Below are 17,991 nucleotides of genomic sequence, written 5' to 3'. Positions count from 1 at the left end.
CTCCTGATCGAGCCGGCTCATGCGCTCCTCCGTGTCGTCCCGTGACACGGTAGGTCGACTTCAACCGGAGGCGACATCTCGTAAATCTGGCCGTCGCCTTACTCACACATTCGCGCGTCGCGCTACACGCGCCTTCGGACGCAGCAGACACGGGTTCAACGTCACCCCATGGGTCGGCTCGATGCCCGAGACATCGCGATCGAGATAGACCGTTGGAACGCAATAGAGCTGGATCGTCGGCCGTTCGCCGCCATCAGGATCGATGAAGGCGCAGGCTTCCACACCCGTGGTGGTGACGGCACCCGATTTGAACAGCATGTACTGCAACCCGTTGCTCAGCATTGCGAGGCCGCGGTCCTGACCGAAATAGCCGAAGGGCCCGGAGGTCGCTGCAACGATGGGGACCTCATGGTGATCCTGAAGGTTCTGACCGACGCCGGGCAAGTCCGTGGCAACTTTGATCCCATGGCGCGACAGTTCTTCGACAGGGCCGATGCCGGAGAGCATCAGAAGCTTCGGCGTCATGTAAGTGCCGGCTGCGAGAATTACCTCCGTATCGGCGAAAACAGTTTGCGATCCGGCATGCCCGTGAAGCTCCACACCTACCGCGCGGCTTTTCTCCAACCGGATGCGAGTGGCCGTCGTCCCCGTCAGCACAGTCAATTTTGGATGGGACAGGACAGGCCGAAGGAATGCATCAACCGCGCTGCGCCGGCGGCGGGTGGTCCAATCGATCGTGTGCTGCATGAAGCCGACGCCGTTCTGCTGAGCTCCGTTGAAGTCGGCCGTATAAGGAACGCCTCGCTCCTGCATGGCCTGCACGAAGGCGCGGCTCATGGCTGAATGCTGTCCCAGATGAGACACCTTCAAGGGGCCGCTGACGCCGTGATAGGGCGCACCCAGGTGATCGTTGCCTTCCTGCCGAATGAAGTACGGAAGAAGGTCCCTATAGCTCCACCCCGCGCCGCCCAAGGCCTCGTCCCACCCGTCGTAATCGGCAGCCTGGCCGCGGATATAGACCATAGCGTTGACGGCGCTTCCTCCACCCAGAACCTTGGCCTGCGGCACGACGGGCGCGCGGCCCCCGAGCTGCGTCTGGGGAAGGACATGGTGCATCGTCAGGTATGTATCGCGCGCGAGATACTTCATGTACCCCGCCGGCATTGCCAGGATCGGGCTTACCCGACGGACGCCCGCCTCGACCAGCAGCACCCGAGCGTCATGCTCGGCCACAAGATGGCTTGCCACGACGCAGCCTGAGCTGCCGCCGCCGACCACGATATAGTCAAATCGCTTTGAGGCTATCAGCCGCCTCTGGAACGAGGAATTTCTCTCTCGGGTGGCGCATCGTGCAGAAAACCCGGTCCACTTTTCGCCGACACGGATTGTCGGCTTCGCACGATGCGCTAGCTCGCCTTACGGGTCGGTACTCGGCGCAGATTGGCCAGCGGATGCCGCTGCACGCGCTCGATCGCGAGGCCATCACCATCGAACAAGTGGCAGGTCGCCGGATCGAGCTTGATGGCAATGCGCTCGTGCAGGCCAGTCGGAATTTCTCCATCCGCTTGCACGATCAGCATCGTTCCATCCTTGAGCTGAGTATAAAGAAACGTTTCGCCGCCAAGCCGCTCGACCACCATTACTTCGCCGACGATCTCCCCCTCTCCTGCCAGCCTCATATGCTCGGGCCGCACACCAAGGGTTACTGCATCCCCGGCCTTTTGGCGGGCGGGTCGAACGGGAACCGCCAGACTTGCTCCGCTGGCAAGCTGGATGGTGGTTGCCGCATCGGCCACCGCCGTGACTGTCGCGGGGAAAAAGTTCATCTTGGGGCTGCCGATAAAGCCCGCGACGAACAGGTTTCTCGGATGATGATAGAGCTCCAACGGCGTACCGGCCTGCTCGACGATGCCTCCTTGCAGCACCACGATCTTGTCCGCCATCGTCATGGCCTCGACCTGATCGTGGGTAACATAGATCATGGTTGCCGCCAGTTCATCGTGCAGGCGGGCCAGTTCGATGCGCATCTGGACACGTAACGCCGCATCGAGATTGGACAATGGCTCGTCGAAGAGAAACACCTTGGGCTTGCGCACGATGGCCCGACCGATCGCCACGCGCTGCCGCTGACCACCGGACAGCTCCTTGGGTTTACGGTCCAGCAGCTTGTCCAGGTGCAGGATGCGCGCAGCCTCCGCCACCTTGGCACGCCGCTCGTCCTTGGACGCCCCGGCGAGACGCAGCGAGAATCCCATATTGTCCGCAACGGACATATGCGGGTAGAGGGCGTAGGACTGGAACACCATGGCGAGGCCGCGCTCCGATGGAGGCACGTCATTGGCGCGTTGACCATCGATCAGCAAGTCGCCTTCGGTGATCTCCTCGAGTCCGGCGATCATCCTCAGGAGCGTTGACTTCCCGCATCCAGAGGGACCGACAAAGACGCAGAACTCCCGGTCGTCGATGGACAGATCGACGCCCTTGATGACCTGCACCGCGCCGTAGCTCTTCTCAATGCCTTTGAGGACAATTGTCGACATGTTGCACTTCCCGTTTACTTGACGGCACCAAAGGTCAGGCCCCGCACGAGCTGGCGCTGGCTCATCCAGCCGAAGACCAGGATGGGTGCGATCGCGATCGTCGATGCGGCGGAGAGCTTGGCCCAGAACAACCCTTCAGGGGCGGAAAACGAGGCGATGAAGGTGGTCAGCGGAGCCGCCTCGGAGGTGGTGAGGTTCAGGCTCCAGAACGCCTCGTTCCAGCACAGGATGATGGACAGGAGCGCCGTCGATGCGATGCCGGGCAGCGACAGAGGCAGGAGTAGCATCCAGACCTCCTGCTTCGGTTTGGCTCCGTCCATCCGTCCAGCCTCAAGAATGTCCTTAGGCACTTCCTTGAAAAAGGTGTAGAGCATCCACACCACGATCGGCAGGTTCATGAGCGTGTAGACAACGATCAGGCCCCAGCGCGTATCGATGGCGCCGGTATCCCGGAAGAGCAAATAGATCGGGATCAGGACGCCGACGGCCGGCATCATCTTGGTCGACAGCATCCAGAGCAGCAGGTCCTTCGTGCGCTTTCCCGGGAAGAATGCCATGGCGTACGCGGCCGGAACGGCGATGAGCGTCGCCAGAAGCGTGGCTCCGACCGAGATGACGATGCTGTTGATGGCGAAATGAATGTAATCCGCCCGCTCGCGCACGGTAACGTAATTCTCCAGTGTCGGTGTGAAGAAGAGTTTTGGCGGCGTCGCAATCGCCTCTACCTCGGTCTTGAAACTCGTCAGGATCATCCAGAAGATCGGGAAGAAGATCAGCCCGGCGGCGAACCATCCGACCAGTGTGAAGATGAGCTTATCACGGGTTTTTGGATGCATGGCTCAACCTCAATCGGCGATATTCTTGGCAATCGAGCGGACGAGGAAAATCGCCACGATATTGGCGAGGATCACGGCGATGACGCCGGCAGCCGATGCGCCGCCCACGTCATATTCACGCAAGGCCCGCAGATAGATCAGGAAAGCCAGATTGGTTGACGCGAGGCCAGGCCCACCCGAAGTGGTGACGTAGATCTCGGCGAAGACGGACAGCAGAAAGATCGTCTCGATCATGATGACGACGCTGATGGCGCGGCCGAGATGGGGCAAGATGATGAAGAAGAACATCGAGAACGGCCCGGCGCCGTCCATGCGCGCGGCCTCCTTCTGCTCGCTGTCGAGCGATTGGATCGCGGTGAGCAGGATCAGCAGGGCGAAGGGCAGCCACTGCCATGCGACGATGATGATGACAGAGGTCAGTGGGAAACTGCCAAAGAAGTCTATGGCCGGCAGGCCGAGTGAGCGGGCGAAGAATGCGAAGAGCCCGTTGACCGGGTGCATCAGCATGTTCTTCCAAATCAACGCACTCACCGTCGGCATGACGAAGAACGGAGCGATGGCCAGCAGGCGGGCAATGCTCCGGCCGTAAAAATCCTGATCGAACAGGACGGCAAGGAGAGTGCCTAAACCCACGGTGATCACGAGCACCCAGAAGACCAGGAAAAGCGTGTTCGCCATTGCCGTCCAGAGCGACGGATCGGTCAGCAGGAAGGTGTAGTTCTCGAAGCCCGCGAAGCCGCCGACCGATGGATCGAGCAAATTGTAATATTGAAACGAAAACCAGAGCGTCATCACCAATGGCACGATCATCCAGAGAAACAGGACGATCACGGATGGCGCGATCAATGGCAGCGTTCTGACATTACGCTGGCTGCGCCGCCCAGCAGGAGCCGCGGTGCTGGGAACGGGGACGGTTGTGGTGGTGCTCGCCATCTCGGTTGCTCACACTGAAGAGAGCAATCGGCGGGTGCTAATGCCCGCCGACTGCGTGGCGATGGGCTTATTTCGGATAGCCTGCCTGCTTCATCGTGCGCTCCGTAGAGCGTTGAGCCGTCTCCAACGCCTGCTCCACGGTCGTCTGTCCAGCAAGTGCGGCAGCGATTTGCTGCCCGACGGCCGTGCCGATGCCCTGGAATTCGGGAATGGCGACATACTGGATGCCGATATAGGGGACGGGATCCTTCGTCGGTTTGGTCAGATCAGCATTGACGATCGCGTCATAGACCACTTTCGCAAAGGGTGCAGCCTTCTGATACTCGGGATTGTCGTAGGTTGACTTGCGCGTGCCGGGAGGAGCGGCGACCCAGCCGGCTTCGCTGCCTACCAGTGCGATATAGTCCTTCGACGTCGCCCATTTCACGAAGGACTTGGCGGCGTCGGCCTTCTTCGAGGAGGCAGGAATGCCAAGCGACCACGCCCAGAACCAGCCCGATCCGTTGCTCGTAACCTGCACGGGCGCAGCCGTGAAGGCCGTCTTGTCCGCGACTTGGCTTTCCTTGGGGTTGTAGATGTAACCCGCAGCCGACGTGGCATCGACCCACATGGCGCAATGTCCCGTCGCGAACAGGGCACGGTTCTCGTTGTGCCCGTTCGCCGTAGCACCAGGAGGTCCGTACTCCCGCATGTTCTTGACATAGTAATTGATCGCGTTCTTCCACGGCTCGGTCGTGAGCTGGGGCTCCCATTTCTCGTTGAACCAGCGTCCGCCGAAGGCATTCACCATGGGACCGATAAAGGCCATGTTCTCGCCCCAGCCGGGCTTGCCGCGCTGGCAGAAGCCGTATTGCTCCTTCGACTTATCGGTCAGCTTGGCCGCATATTCCGCGATCTGATCGTAAGTGGGCTTATCCGGCATCTTGATGCCCGCCTGATCGAACAGATCCTTGCGATAGAATGTGAACGAGCTTTCGGCATAGAACGGCACGGCATAGAGCTTGCCGTTGTAGGAAAGGCCATTCTTCACGGATGGGATGATGTCGGCATAGTCATAATCGGTGCCGAGATCATCGAGGGTGATGAGCCAGTTCTGCTTGCCCCAGATCGGCGCCTCATAGGAACCGATCGTGATGATGTCGAACTGCCCGCCCTTGGTGGCGATATCAGTGGTCGCACGCTGGCGCAGCACGTTCTCCTCGAGCACCACCCAGTTCAACTTATTGCCGGTCGCCTGCTCCCACTTGGGTGACAGCCGCTGCATGATGATCATGTCAGCATTATTGACCGTTGCAATCGTCAAGGTCTGGCCTTGAGCGAAGGCCAGACCCGTGCCTGCAATCCAACCTACTGCAGACAATAGCGTAAGCTGTCTCAACTGCATTAGTTCCTCCCGGCGGAAGTCAATTTGGATTGTATTTAGTTATAAGAATGAATGCTCGCACGGCCAGTAATGGCCGTCAATTACCGAAACAAAACCTGCTTTGACTTGGTATATATCAATATTTATTATCGATTTTGCCAGTATGCTTCTATTGTTTGATCTACCCCTTGAGAGGAGTTGTCACGTTCCTCAATATGCCTAGATATCGTCGCCACGCAGAAAGGCGGCTTTGTGTTCATTCTTGAAAGCAGAAGTGAACGGCATCGACCCTCGCGATCAGATCGTTTAGTATGCGCACTGGAGCTTAGCGTATTGCTGTCGGCACAGAAGGCTTTCGTGGTTGGCGGAAGGTCCTCGGCGCGCAGATGATATCTCTAACCCGAGCCCGCCTTGCTGTAACGTTTGATCCTCCCCGTCAGCAACTGACGCTCCGTTGCTGCACCCGAGTTTCGGGAGGCTCGCCATGAGACAGCTGCTGTAGAGACTTTCCGTCGTCATCGTTTGGATGATGAATGCCCCGCAGCCGAAGCTGAAATCGTGATCGGCATGATCTCGACCTCAGATATGGAGTTCGTGTCCGAGTGCTTTGAGCGTTGCCTCCTGGAATGCCTCGCCTTGGGTCGGATGGGCATGGATCGTGCCTGCGATATCCTCGAGGCGCGCACCCATTTCGAGCGCCAAACCGAAGGCGGCCGCCAGTTCGGAAACGCCGTGGCCGACGGCCTGGATGCCAAGCACGAGATGATTGTCCGCGCGGGCGACGACCCGCACGAAACCATCTTCGCCCAGCTTGGTCATCGCCCGACCGTTGGCTGAAAACGGGAACTGACCAACGGTGATGTCAACATCCGTTCGGCGTGCTGCTTCCGGTGACAAGCCGACCGTGACGATTTCGGGATCGGTGAAGCAGACTGCCGGGATGCTGCGCTTATCCCAGGCGCGTTTGTGACCCGCGACAATTTCAGCCGTCATCTCGCCCTGCGCCATGGCACGATGGGCCAGCATCGGCTCGCCCGTCACGTCGCCGATGGCATAGATCCCGCGCATCGATGTCTGGCATCGCTCATCGATGCGGATGAAGGGACCATCCATGTCGAGGACGAGTTCGTCCAGCCCCCAGCCCTGCGTGACCGGCCTCCGGCCGACCGTGACGAGGATCTTGTCGGCGGCAAGGGATGCCTCCGATCCGTCTTCCGCCTCGACCAGCAACGTGCCGCCCGCTTTCGCCAAACCTTTCGCCTTGGCACCGGTCATCACCTCGATGCCGAGTGCCTGCAGCCTCTTGGACACCGGACGCGTCAGTTCGGCATCGTATTGCGGCAGGATGCGACCTTGAGCCTCGACGACCATCACCTTCGACCCCATCTTCGCGAAGGCCGTGCCGAGTTCCAGGCCGATATAGCCGCCGCCGACCACGACGAGGCGATCCGGAACCGAAGTCAGCGCCAGCGCCTCGGTGGAGGAAATCACGGGTCCGCCGAACGGCAGTTTCGGCAATTCGACGGGAGCCGACCCCGTTGCGATCACGATAGTCTCGGCGCGAATGATCTGACGGCCGGTTTCCGTCTCCACCTCGACCGTCTTGCCGTCGCGAAAGCGCGCACGGCCCTGAACCACTTTCACCTTCGCCCGCTTGAGCAGACCCGACACACCGCTGTTGAGGCGCCCGACGATACCGTCCTTCCAGACAATCGTCTGGGAGAGATCGAGCTCCGGCTTCGACGTTCTGATTCCGAGAGAATTCCGACCATTCGCCAGATGAACGATCCTGTCGTATTCCTCGGCCGCATGAATGAGCGCCTTGGAGGGAATGCAGCCGACATTGAGACAGGTTCCGCCGGGCTTGCCCGCCTCGACGATGACCGTGTCGATCCCCAGCTGCCCCGCGCGGATCGCGCAGACATAGCCTCCGGGTCCGGCCCCGATGACGAGGAGCTTGCAGGAAATATCCTTCATCGGTTTTACGCCTCCACGAAGATCATGGCGGGTGTCTCCAGCAGCGCCTTGATGCGCTGCACGAAGACCGCCGCGTCCCAGCCATCGATGATCCGGTGATCGAAGCTGGAGGACAGGTTCATCATTTTGCGAGGGATGAAGGTCGATCCATCCCAAACCGGTCGCACCACCATCTTGTTGACGCCGATGATGGCAACCTCCGGATAATTGATCACTGGCGTGGTGACGATGCCTCCCATGGCGCCGAGCGACGTGATGGTGATCGTCGATCCGCTCAGCTCCTCACGGTTTGCGAGACCGGACTTCGCTGCCTCCGCAAGCCGGTTCAGCTCGGCTGCACATTCCCAAAGATCGCGCGCCTCCGCATGTTTCACCACCGGCACCATGAGGCCGGAGCCCGTCTGCGTCGCGATCCCGATATGCACGCCGCCGTGCTGATGGACGACGCCGGCGTCATCATCGTAGATGGCGTTCAGATGCGGCTGCTCGGCAATCGCCCTCACCATCGCACGCATCAGGAACGGCAACAGCGTCAGTTTCGGCCGGTCGGACCGCTTGTTCGCGTTGAGCGAAGACCGCAGGTCTTCGAGCGCCGTCACGTCGACTTCTTCGACATAGGTGATGTGCGGAATGCGCGATTTCGCAATCGCCATCTTCTCCGCAATCTTGCGCCGCAGCCCAATGACCTTGACGTGCTCGACCGACGTGTTCTGGGACAGTCCCGGCGCCTTGGCGACTTGGCGGCCATGCGTGAAGAAGGCGTCCAGATCCTCATGGGTGATCCGGCCGGCAGGACCGGAGCCCGGAACCTGCCGCAGATCGACCCCAGCCTCGCGCGCTCTCAACCGGACGGCAGGCGAAGCAACCGGCTTATCACCCTCAGCGCGCGTCACGGGCGCACGATGCATCCTCACGGCGGGAGCCGGCGGCTTCTCGACCGGTTGCGGCGGCGTGCTCTTCGCCTGACGTTCGACGATGGCGTCCGAAACCTTGACCGCGCCATCCGCCTGGGCTTCGATCTCTCCGGTCCGGATGGGCGGCTCGGCTGCCTTCTCATTCTGACGGCCCTCGGAAGAGACACTGTCCTCTCCCTCCACCTTCAGGCGGATCAGGGGAGAGCCGATGGCCACCACGTCGCCGATTTCGGCGCCGAGCCACAGAATTTCGCCATCAACGGGAGAGGGAATTTCCACCGTCGCCTTGTCGGTCATCACCGCCGCCAGCACCGAATCCTCGCGGACGAGATCTCCGACCTTGACGTGCCATTCGACGAGCTCCGCCTCGGCAATGCCTTCGCCGACATCGGGCATTTTGATCAGGTGCTCGCCCATGTCAGGCCTCCATCGTCTCGACAAGGGCGCGTCCGACACGGGCCGGCCCTGGGAAGTAATCCCATTCCTGAGCATGCGGATAAGGTGTGTCCCATCCGGTCACCCGGGCGACGGACGCCTCCAGCTGGAAGAAGCAGGTTTCCTGAACGAGGGCTGCCAGCTCCGCCCCGAAGCCCGACGTGAGGGTGGCCTCGTGGACGACCACGCAGCGGCCCGTCTTCCTGACGGATGCCACAATCGTTTCCATGTCGAGCGGAAGCAGCGTCCGCAGGTCGATGATTTCCGCATCGATGTCGGTCTCCGCCACCGCTGCCTGCGCGACGTACACCATCGTTCCATAGGCCAGCACGGTGACGGCCGAGCCTTCCCGCACGATCGAGGCCTTTCCGAGCGGCAGGCTGAAATGACCCGTCGGCACTTCGCTCAAATCGTGCTTCGACCATGGCGTCACCGGTCGGTCGTGATGCCCGTCGAAGGGGCCGTTGTAGAGGCGCTTCGGCTCCAGGAAGATCACAGGATCGGGATCCTCGATGGCCGCGATCAGGAGCCCCTTGGCGTCATGCGGATTGGACGGCACGACGGTTTTCAATCCCGCCACATGGGTGAACAGCGCTTCGGGACTCTGGCTATGGGTCTGTCCGCCGAAGATGCCGCCGCCGGTCGGCATGCGGACCACCATGGGACAGGTGAATTCGCCGTTCGAGCGATAGCGCAGCCGGGCCGCCTCAGAGACGATCTGGTCGTAAGCCGGGTACATGTAATCGGCGAACTGAATTTCGACGCAGGGGCGCAAGCCATAGGTCGCCATGCCGATCGCAGTCCCGACGATGCCGGCTTCGTTGATCGGCGCATCGAAGCAGCGCGTCTTTCCGTATTTCTGCTGGAGACCGGCCGTGCAACGGAAGACGCCACCGAAATAGCCAACATCTTCGCCGAAAACCACTACACGCTCATCGCGCGCCATCATCACATCCATAGCATCGCGAATGGCTTCAATCATCGTCATGCGCGCCATGGTTCAGACCCCCGCCTGCTGGCGCTGACGGCGCAGGTGCGGCGGCATCTCAGCATAGACCCCGTCGAACATCTCGCGCGCGGACGGCTTGGCGCCGGCGTGAAGCGTGCCATAGCTCTCCGCCTCCTTCTGCGCCGCGATCACCGTATCGAGAATCTCAGCCTCAGCCTGCTTGTGTCGTTCCTCTGACCAGGCTCCCCGCAGAATGAGATAGTTCTTCAGCCGAATGATGGGATCGCCGAGAGGCCAGGCATCGGACTCCGTCTTCGGACGATAAGCCGACGGATCGTCGGACGTCGAATGGGCGCCGACCCGATAGGTGACATACTCGACGAGGGTCGGGCCGAGATTGCGCCGCGCCCGCTCGGCCGCCCATTTCGCGACTGCATGGACGGCGAGATAGTCGTTGCCGTCGACCCGGAGCGAGGGAATGCCGAAACCGAGTCCGCGGGCAGCGAAGGTCCCCGATCCGCCACGCGCGATGCCCTGGAACGTGGAGATCGCCCATTGATTGTTGACGATGTTGAGAACGACCGGCGCCTTGTAGGTGGATGCGAAGACGAGCGCCGCGTGAAAATCCGATTCCGCCGTCGATCCGTCTCCGATCCAGGCGGCCGCGATCTTGGTATCGTTCTGGATGGCCGAGGCCATCGCCCAGCCGACGGCCTGGACATATTGGGTGGCGAGATTGCCCGAGATCGTGAAGAAGCCGTGCTCCTTGGAGGAGTACATGACGGGCAGCTGGCGGCCCTTCAGCGGATCCCGGGAGTTCGAATAGACCTGACACATCATGTCGACCATCGAATAGCCTCCGGCGATCAGGAGACCGGCCTGCCGGTATGTCGGGAAGTTCATGTCGCCCGGCAACAGGGCCTTGCGGAAGGCGGAGCTGATAGCCTCTTCGCCCAGGTGCTGCATGTAGAAGGAGGTTTTGCCCTGCCTCTGGGCGATCAGCATCCGCGCGTCGAAGGTGCGCAGCGTCATCATGTTGCGCATGCCCTCGATGAGTTCCTCATCGCTCAAGAGTCCGGCCCAGGGGCCGACCGCCTCTCCGGTACGGTTGAGAACCCGGATGATGGAGAAGGCGAGATCGCGGATGGTTTCCGGATCCGCATCGACCTCCGGCCGGGGAACGGCTCCAGCCTTGGGAATTCTCACATTCGAGAAATCAGGGGTGCCTCCCGGTCGAACGGCCGGTTCGGGTACGTGAAGGGTCAGCGGTCCGTAGTCGGTCATGGTCTTTCGTTCTCCTCCCGAGAGAACTAGGAACGAAACACCATTCGGCCATAGGCTGAGCCGTTTCTAAAGAGGCGAATACCGGTTATCGACAGGCTCCGAGAGCACGCATGACGGCCCCTGGGCAGCGCCATCACGGTTTCACCGTCACCAGGACCTCGCCGGCTGTAACTTCAGGTTCTCCTTGAACCAGATCGGCCAAACTCGCACGGATCCATATCAAGGCCTTCTCGTTTGCCGCAAGCGCAGTGTCACGACTGTCGAACAGTGTAATCGAGCCGCCGGCACCGTTGCCGCAATCGAAGACATGGTACCCCTGGAATCCCGGAGATTGTCGCAGGATCTGTCCGATCCCGCTCTCGGCCCGCCGTGCCGCCTCGGGCAGCGAGCGCATGTGTCTGAATTTCCGAATGACGACATACATGAATGCCTCCATCTGCTGCAGACGACGCGACCCCGAGCAAAAATAAAACGGGTGCAATGCTTCACGAACCGGGACCATATAGGCCTGAAGCCAGCACCATGCCCACGTCGAGCGCGCAACGCTTATCCCGGCGGCCTGTGGCGGGTGACCATGTCGTCTGGTTCGAGGTAGAGCCGGTAGAGTTCGAAAGCGGCAATCGCCACAATGCAGAACCCAATGACCACATGGGTCCAGCGCGCGGAGAGTACATCCTCGAACCAGAGGAGCCAGGGCGCTCCTGCGATCCAGAGACCTGCGATCACATTGAGCCACTCCTCCCAGTCATGGGTCCGGACCACCGCCAGGAGCGCCAGCAGGACCACGATCCCTCCGCTGAGCCTGGCGTTCAAAGCCGCCCCGGTCACCTGACCGAAGCCAAGCAGCCACGGGGAGAGGAACAGGGTTCCGCCGAGCACGGCATTGGTGATGTTGATGGTCATGTCGGTACGGTTGTCGACCATGATCCACGCCCTCCTTTGCCATCGGGCATATCACAGTGCCAGAGCCGGCCCCGCGTCTCCCATTCCTAATGGGCCATCAGGACCGGAACGCCCGCATGGGCAATGATGTGGCTCGTGGCGCCGCCGAAAATCATCTGCCTCAGGCGACTTTGGGTATAAGCCCCCTTGACGAGCAGATCCGCATGGAACGAGGCTGCATCGTCCAGGATGGCTTCGCCTGGGGAACGCGTGTTCAGCCTGCGTGCCGCCGTCTCGGCTCTGATACCATTCCGTTGCAGGCGAAGAGCCAGCTCCGCGCCGCTCGGTCCTTCCACGCCCCACCCCTCCAGAGTCAGAACGACGACCCGGCCTGCCTTTTCAAGAATGGGCATGGCGAGCGCCACGGTCCGGGCCGTCTCCGTGCTGCCGTTCCAGGCAATCACGATGGTCTCACCAATGGACGCTGGAGACGAGGGCGGAACCATCAGCACGGGCCGTCCGCCCTCGAACAGGGCCGCCTCGAGAGTGGCCAGTCGCGGCGGCTCGTCACGCGCTCCGGGACGGCCGAGCACGATCAGGTCGAACACCCGACCGAAGCTGCCGATATAGCTGTCCCCGAACAGTTGCTGGCCGAGCCATCCGCAGGAGACCTCATCCGGCGCCTCCGTCTTTCGCGGCACCGCACATGAGAGCATGAACTCCTCGAAGAGGTGTCGAGACCGCTCCACGAGTTCGCGCTGTTCCTTTTCGCTCAGGATGGACCAACCGACCGGAACGTCGAAGGCAATCACATCAGGAATATCGGGACCGAGGGCCAAGCCCTCCACGTGGCTCCCGAACCGGCCCGCGACCAGCAGGGTGGCGTCCAGAACCGAGCGGATGAAGCTATGCTGCTCAACCGGAACCAGAATGGCTTTCATGGCAACCACCTCGGTTGGCCTGCGAGCCGATGCCTAGGGAATTACTATACTCCCGAAACCCGCATTCGGCCTATCATATCTTCGTGCCGCACCCTGCTCCGTCAGACGTGCACGTTGCCGAAGGCTAGCTCACCCTCGCCCACCGGCTTGCGCAGCGCAGCATAAAGGATCCAGCCATAGAAGAGCGCCAGCGCGACAATCACAGCCCATCCCGGAATGGGTCCAATAGCGGCATTCCGGACCCATTCCCCCACCGATGTGACAAGGTGAGCGTCGACGGCGTTCTCCTGCATCCTGATGAAGGTCGTCTTCACCACCCAGGCACACAGCAGGATCAGGAACAGCCAGCAATAGTTGCGCCGGAGGCGGCGCGACAGGGCTTGGCTGGTGCTCGTCAGGAACAGAGGACGTCTGAGGTCGTCTCCGAGCTTTTGGATCCACTCGTCCGTCGTTCCCTCTTCCGGGGCGAAGATCTGGGCGAAGTAATTGCGTTCCATCCGGCGTACGCGATTGCGGTAGACATCGAAAAAGCGGTACCGACGCGCCTCGATCACCAGCAGCAGCAGTACCAGGACCATGGCGAAGATCAGTACGCCATGGTGAGCAGTCGGCGTGGAGAGCGAAACCGACAGCATGGCGGCCACCACCGTAATCGCCCAGTTGGTGGTCCGGTCGATTCGATCGCGCCATCCCGCCATGCGGGCGATCTCGGCGCGATGATAATGCGCCATGACGTTGATGAACTCAGTCGAGGTGCTGGGAAAGACCGGCGCCTTCATGGACGGGCGCAGGGGCTGCACAGCGCCTTGGTCGTTCTTCGGCAGCATGGCGTTGCTCCCTCAGCCCCGACGGCATTTGGATAGACCGGTCAGCTCTGGAGGCTCGTCCTCATTGTCTAGGGTCTCACCGGACAAAGCTATTATAGAGCCGGGAAATGACATTCGAAGATGGAGGATGCGTGGAAGGACTTTCCAGATAGCTATCCTTTAAACGAGGCACTTGTCCAACGTGCTTTCCCGCTCCAGCCAAGCCGGAACAGGCAGATTCTTGGAGCGCAAGAAATCCGGATTGAAAAGCTTCGACTGGTAGCGCGTACCATAGTCGCACAACACGGTTACGATCGTGTGTCCCGGCCCGAGATGCTGCGCGAGACGGATGGCACCTGCCACATTGATCCCCGAAGAACCACCCAGGCATAAGCCTTCCTGCTCCAGAAGCTCGAAGACAATCGGAACCGCCTCATTGTCAGGGATCTGGAAAGCCACGTCAGGCTCGAATCCTTCCAGGTTTTTGGTGATCCGACCCTGGCCAATGCCCTCCGTAATCGACGATCCCTCTGCCTTCAGCTCGGCCCGCGTATAATAATTGTAAAGGGCAGCCCCCATCGGGTCAGCGAGACCAATGGCGATCTTGGGGTTGCGCTCCTTGAGGGCGATGCCGACGCCGGCCAGCGTGCCTCCCGTCCCGACGGCGCACACGAAACCATCGACCCGCCCGTTCGTCTGAGCCCAGATCTCCGGTCCGGTTGTAACGACATGACCGTCGCGGTTGGCGACATTGTCGAACTGATTGGCCCAGATGGCGCCATTCGGCTCGCTTTTCGCCAAGCTTTCGGCAATCCGGCCCGAGACCTTCACGTAGTTGTTGGGATTGGCATAGGGGACGGCCGGAACTTCGATGAGCTCCGCGCCGCAGAGACGAAGCATGTCCTTCTTCTCCTGCGTCTGCGTTTCTGGGATGACAATGACGGTGCGATAACCCAGTGCATTGCCGACGAGCGCCAGACCGATCCCCGTATTGCCGGCGGTTCCCTCGACGATCACGCCTCCAGGCCCCAGGAGGCCCCGCTTCTCTGCATCCTGGATGATGAACAGGGCCGCTCGGTCTTTCACCGATTGACCAGGATTCATGAACTCGGCCTTGCCGAGAATGGTGCACCCGGTCAATTCAGACGCACGGCGAAGCCGGATCATTGGTGTATTGCCAATCGCGTCGACGATTCCATGATGAACGGACATATGCGGCCCTCCCGCTTCCGTCGATCTTACTTCCCTATGTCCAATGCCGTGTCAGTCCCAAACGGCATAGGGAAGCGTATCGAGCGGTATCTTGAGATAACGCGTTCCATTGCTCTCCGGCGCCGGCAATCGACCACCCACCATATTTACCTGCAAGGCATGCAGGATCAGCTTCGGCATCGGCAGCTTGGCATCCCGCGCCTGACGCATTGCAACGAAATCGTCCTCGGTGCGAGCCTGGACAAGATGAATGTTTTGGGCCTTCTGGCCAGCAACCGTGCTCTCCCAGGCCGGGGCCCGTCCGCCCGGCATGTAATCGTGACCTGAGAACAGCCGGGTATCGCTGGGCAGAGACAGGATGCGCTGAATGGTACGCCATAAGGCTCTCGCGTCTCCGCCGGGAAAGTCGCACCGCGCCGTGCCGAAATCGGGCATGAAGAGCGTATCGTGGATGAAGGCGGCGTCTCCAACGACATAGGCAATCGATGCGAGAGTATGCCCTGGAGAGAAAACGACCCGGACGTCCATGTTTCCGATCTGAAAATCATCGCCATCGGCGAACAGGCAATCCCATTGCGAGCCATCCGCCTCGAAGCCGCCGAGATTGTAGATCTCCTTCCAGAGCCGTTGAACATCGACAATGCGCTCGCCAATGGCCGTCTTCGCTCCTGTCCGGTCCTTCAAATAGCCGGATGCAGACAAGTGATCCGCATGCGGGTGGGTATCCAGGATCCACTCGACCGTCAGGCCCTGCTCCTTCACGCGTGCAAGCAGGGCATCGGCCGACGTGGTCGCGACTGAGCCCGACTTCTCGTCATAATCGAGAACTGGATCGATGAGAGCGCAGCGTCCAGTTGCAGGGTCGGAGACGATGTACTGGACGCTGCAGGTGCGCTTGTCGAAAAATGCATCGACCTGTGGTCGGGCAGTGGAGCGATCGGACACCGACTGAGGGAAAGCCGCTGTGCTCATTGCTTCTACTCCTTCACACGCAGGCGCACGAAACCGTTGAGGCCCTTCGAACCGTTATGAAGGGCGACCCGGATCGACATGCAATGGACTTGGAACACCGGCATCCGCCACTCGAAGTGGCCCCCGTCAGGCGCCGGGCTGCGGCACGATCCGAATATAGGGTTTCGGAGCCTTCCAGCCCTGCGGATAGATCTTCTTGGCTTCTTCGTCGGGTACCGAACCTGCAATGATGACGTCCTCCCCCTGCTTCCAGTTCGCAGGTGTCGCGACCCGGTGTTTGGCTGTCAGCTGAAGAGAATCTATGACGCGAAGCACCTCGTCGAAATTGCGCCCTGTCGTCATCGGATAGACGAGAACCAGCTTGATCTTCTTATCCGGCCCGACAACGAACACGTTGCGCACGGTCTGGTTATCCGCGGGCGTCCTGCCTTCCGAAGTACCGCTCGTGCTTGCCGGAAGCATCCCGTAGAGCTTTGAAATCGTAAGATCGGAGTCACCGATCATAGGGAAGTTGGGCGCGGTGCCTTGAGTCTCCCTGATGTCCTCGGCCCACCGCGCATGATTGTCCACGGGGTCGACGCTGAGTCCGATGACCTTCACATTGCGCCGATCGAACTCGGGCTTGATCTTGGCCATGTATCCCAGTTCGGTCGTGCAGACCGGGGTAAAGTTCTTGGGATGGGAGAAAAGCACGCACCAGGAATCGTCGATCCAATCGTGGAAACGAATGCGCCCTTCCGTCGTCTCGGCTTCGAAATCCGGCGCGACATCGCCAATCTGGAGTGTCATAAAAACCTCCTGCCACAAGCGAGCCCCTTCGCCGGTTGACATATATATACTGCGGAACAGCACCGGTGAAGTGCCGCTCGGCAAAGGGCGAAATGCGCGTCGGCGGTACTTCGCGGGACTCCAGGACAGTACCCCGAATCGCCCAGCCGACGTCTCCCACCCTCTCAGGCCTGCACGAAGACTTCGGCGTGCTCGACCGAGAAGCGCTCCAACTCCTCCACGACCGCGTCCAAATGGGCCTCCATCGCTCGGCGGGTGGCCGGAGCGTCGTGGGTCTCGAGAGCGCGAAAGATCTCCCAATGCTCGGCAAGCGTTACAACATGGCGCCGGGGCGAGGAGAGAAGACGGCGCACACGGTCGATATTAGCCCGCGAGGCGTCGATCACGGCGGCGACCCGCGGCATCTCCAGTCCCTCAACCAGGATCGTATGAAAATCGAGATCCAGGGCATGGAAGCCGGGACGATCTCCCCTTGAGACCGCCTCCTGCTGCGCCTCCAGGTTGCTGCGAAGGGCTTCGATCGCCACGGCGGAAAGATGCTTTGCGGCAGCCTCCGCCACCATTCCTTCCAGAGCCTGCCGGATCAGCATCGATTCTCTGACCTCCGAAAGGCGAATGCGTGCCGCCCGGGAGCCGCGCTGAGGCAGGATCTCGACGAGCCCCTCAGCCGCCAGACGTGCGAGCGCCTCGGAAACGGGAAAGCGAGACACCCCGAGTGTCGTGCAAACGGCACCCTTATCGATGAACTCGCCCGGGGCGAAATCAAGAGCCACGATGGCGGACCGGAGGCACCGTTCCACCTGTTCCGTCGTATGCCCCCGTGCTCCCCGCTCCAGGCGAGCAAGGAAATTGTATCTTTTTCTCTTGTCGATCGCGTCCATTTGCCTAACATGTTAGCCGAACCGATGGGCGGACGCCACAAGCTTGTCGGGTCCCTTACACGAGCGGAGCCGCTTGTGATCATTTTTCGACCGGCCGCAGAGCCGGCTTTTCGGAGAAACGCCTATGCCTTTTCTGACCCGCCGCCTAGTTGTTTGGTAGCGGAACGTTGTTGGGATCGGGTGCGTTACGCCATTGAGGAGTACACTTGGCGCTTTGACGGCCTGCGACGCCGAGCTTCTCACCGCAGGAGGACGTGATGCACTCCCTTCATCCGCA

The 17,991-nt window shown here is 60.8% G+C and carries 16 protein-coding genes and 1 pseudogene; all 17 read right to left on the bottom strand.

What is annotated here, in order from left to right:
• Positions 1–126 precede the first annotated feature (126 nt).
• Positions 127–1,308: pseudogene (locus tag FS320_RS24350) on the bottom strand (GMC family oxidoreductase); the annotation flags it as partial.
• A 98-nt stretch (positions 1,309–1,406) separates the two neighbouring features.
• On the bottom strand, positions 1,407–2,540 hold the full coding sequence (locus FS320_RS24345; RefSeq protein ID WP_152714507.1) for an ABC transporter ATP-binding protein: 1,134 nt from the start codon (positions 2,538–2,540) through the stop codon (positions 1,407–1,409).
• 14 nt (positions 2,541–2,554) lie between these two features.
• The gene (locus FS320_RS24340; protein ID WP_152714506.1) at positions 2,555–3,376 is read right to left on the bottom strand and encodes a carbohydrate ABC transporter permease; all 822 of its coding nucleotides are present in this window, start codon (positions 3,374–3,376) and stop codon (positions 2,555–2,557) included.
• A gap of 9 nt (positions 3,377–3,385) precedes the next feature.
• Entirely contained in the window at positions 3,386–4,309 is a 924-nt protein-coding gene (locus FS320_RS24335) for a carbohydrate ABC transporter permease (RefSeq protein WP_192926328.1), read from the bottom strand.
• Positions 4,310–4,376: 67 nt separating this feature from the next.
• Complete coding sequence (locus tag FS320_RS24330; protein ID WP_152714505.1) at positions 4,377–5,693, bottom strand: ABC transporter substrate-binding protein; 1,317 nt, start codon at positions 5,691–5,693, stop codon at positions 4,377–4,379.
• Between the two features lie 558 nt (positions 5,694–6,251).
• Positions 6,252–7,649: a dihydrolipoyl dehydrogenase gene (gene lpdA, locus FS320_RS24325; protein WP_152714504.1), complete on the bottom strand. Its 1,398-nt coding sequence runs from the start codon at positions 7,647–7,649 to the stop codon at positions 6,252–6,254.
• A gap of 5 nt (positions 7,650–7,654) precedes the next feature.
• Positions 7,655–8,980: a dihydrolipoamide acetyltransferase family protein gene (locus tag FS320_RS24320; RefSeq protein ID WP_152714503.1), complete on the bottom strand. Its 1,326-nt coding sequence runs from the start codon at positions 8,978–8,980 to the stop codon at positions 7,655–7,657.
• 1 nt (position 8,981) lies between these two features.
• Positions 8,982–9,995 carry an alpha-ketoacid dehydrogenase subunit beta gene (locus tag FS320_RS24315; RefSeq protein ID WP_152714502.1) on the bottom strand — a complete coding sequence of 338 codons (1,014 nt, stop codon included), beginning with the start codon at positions 9,993–9,995 and terminating at the stop codon, positions 8,982–8,984.
• Positions 9,996–9,998: 3 nt separating this feature from the next.
• Entirely contained in the window at positions 9,999–11,231 is a 1,233-nt protein-coding gene (locus tag FS320_RS24310) for a 3-methyl-2-oxobutanoate dehydrogenase (2-methylpropanoyl-transferring) subunit alpha (RefSeq protein WP_152714501.1), read from the bottom strand.
• Between the two features lie 133 nt (positions 11,232–11,364).
• Positions 11,365–11,655 carry a hypothetical protein gene (locus FS320_RS24305; protein WP_152714500.1) on the bottom strand — a complete coding sequence of 97 codons (291 nt, stop codon included), beginning with the start codon at positions 11,653–11,655 and terminating at the stop codon, positions 11,365–11,367.
• Positions 11,656–11,777: 122 nt separating this feature from the next.
• Positions 11,778–12,155 carry an SPW repeat protein gene (locus FS320_RS24300; RefSeq protein ID WP_152714499.1) on the bottom strand — a complete coding sequence of 126 codons (378 nt, stop codon included), beginning with the start codon at positions 12,153–12,155 and terminating at the stop codon, positions 11,778–11,780.
• Between the two features lie 65 nt (positions 12,156–12,220).
• Positions 12,221–13,054: a universal stress protein gene (locus FS320_RS24295; protein ID WP_152714498.1), complete on the bottom strand. Its 834-nt coding sequence runs from the start codon at positions 13,052–13,054 to the stop codon at positions 12,221–12,223.
• A 101-nt stretch (positions 13,055–13,155) separates the two neighbouring features.
• Positions 13,156–13,881 (bottom strand): DUF2270 domain-containing protein, encoded by a 726-nt coding sequence (locus tag FS320_RS24290; RefSeq protein WP_152714497.1) that lies wholly within the window; start codon positions 13,879–13,881, stop codon positions 13,156–13,158.
• A gap of 159 nt (positions 13,882–14,040) precedes the next feature.
• Positions 14,041–15,072, bottom strand: a complete 1,032-nt coding sequence (locus FS320_RS24285; RefSeq protein WP_152714496.1) for a cysteine synthase A — start codon at positions 15,070–15,072, stop codon at positions 14,041–14,043.
• A gap of 51 nt (positions 15,073–15,123) precedes the next feature.
• A complete protein-coding gene (locus tag FS320_RS24280) occupies positions 15,124–16,044 on the bottom strand; it encodes an MBL fold metallo-hydrolase (protein WP_152714495.1) in 921 nt (306 codons plus the stop codon).
• A gap of 126 nt (positions 16,045–16,170) precedes the next feature.
• Positions 16,171–16,833, bottom strand: a complete 663-nt coding sequence (locus FS320_RS24275; RefSeq protein WP_152714494.1) for a peroxiredoxin — start codon at positions 16,831–16,833, stop codon at positions 16,171–16,173.
• Between the two features lie 164 nt (positions 16,834–16,997).
• Positions 16,998–17,633 carry an FCD domain-containing protein gene (locus tag FS320_RS24270; RefSeq protein ID WP_162003207.1) on the bottom strand — a complete coding sequence of 212 codons (636 nt, stop codon included), beginning with the start codon at positions 17,631–17,633 and terminating at the stop codon, positions 16,998–17,000.
• Between the last annotated feature and the right edge of the window lie 358 nt (positions 17,634–17,991).

Origin of the sequence: Microvirga tunisiensis (genome assembly GCF_009296175.1) — a bacterium.
GTDB classification, from domain to species: Bacteria; Pseudomonadota; Alphaproteobacteria; order Rhizobiales; family Beijerinckiaceae; genus Microvirga; species Microvirga tunisiensis.
This window is presented reverse-complemented; position numbering and strand designations above follow the sequence as displayed.

What these genes read in the sequence shown, in the direction of transcription:
- FS320_RS24345 (WP_152714507.1), bottom strand. Translation starts at nt 2,540, where the DNA reads ATGTCGACAATTGTCCTCAAAGGCATTGAGAAGAGCTACGGCGCGGTG.
- FS320_RS24320 (WP_152714503.1), bottom strand. Translation starts at nt 8,980, where the DNA reads ATGGGCGAGCACCTGATCAAAATGCCCGATGTCGGCGAAGGCATTGCC.
- FS320_RS24285 (WP_152714496.1), bottom strand. Translation starts at nt 15,072, where the DNA reads ATGTCCGTTCATCATGGAATCGTCGACGCGATTGGCAATACACCAATG.
- FS320_RS24305 (WP_152714500.1), bottom strand. Translation starts at nt 11,655, where the DNA reads ATGTATGTCGTCATTCGGAAATTCAGACACATGCGCTCGCTGCCCGAG.
- FS320_RS24275 (WP_152714494.1), bottom strand. Translation starts at nt 16,833, where the DNA reads ATGACACTCCAGATTGGCGATGTCGCGCCGGATTTCGAAGCCGAGACG.
- lpdA (WP_152714504.1), bottom strand. Translation starts at nt 7,649, where the DNA reads ATGAAGGATATTTCCTGCAAGCTCCTCGTCATCGGGGCCGGACCCGGA.
- FS320_RS24315 (WP_152714502.1), bottom strand. Translation starts at nt 9,995, where the DNA reads ATGGCGCGCATGACGATGATTGAAGCCATTCGCGATGCTATGGATGTG.
- FS320_RS24310 (WP_152714501.1), bottom strand. Translation starts at nt 11,231, where the DNA reads ATGACCGACTACGGACCGCTGACCCTTCACGTACCCGAACCGGCCGTT.
- FS320_RS24280 (WP_152714495.1), bottom strand. Translation starts at nt 16,044, where the DNA reads ATGAGCACAGCGGCTTTCCCTCAGTCGGTGTCCGATCGCTCCACTGCC.
- FS320_RS24290 (WP_152714497.1), bottom strand. Translation starts at nt 13,881, where the DNA reads ATGCTGCCGAAGAACGACCAAGGCGCTGTGCAGCCCCTGCGCCCGTCC.
- FS320_RS24330 (WP_152714505.1), bottom strand. Translation starts at nt 5,693, where the DNA reads ATGCAGTTGAGACAGCTTACGCTATTGTCTGCAGTAGGTTGGATTGCA.
- FS320_RS24335 (WP_192926328.1), bottom strand. Translation starts at nt 4,309, where the DNA reads ATGGCGAGCACCACCACAACCGTCCCCGTTCCCAGCACCGCGGCTCCT.
- FS320_RS24340 (WP_152714506.1), bottom strand. Translation starts at nt 3,376, where the DNA reads ATGCATCCAAAAACCCGTGATAAGCTCATCTTCACACTGGTCGGATGG.
- FS320_RS24295 (WP_152714498.1), bottom strand. Translation starts at nt 13,054, where the DNA reads ATGAAAGCCATTCTGGTTCCGGTTGAGCAGCATAGCTTCATCCGCTCG.
- FS320_RS24300 (WP_152714499.1), bottom strand. Translation starts at nt 12,155, where the DNA reads ATGGTCGACAACCGTACCGACATGACCATCAACATCACCAATGCCGTG.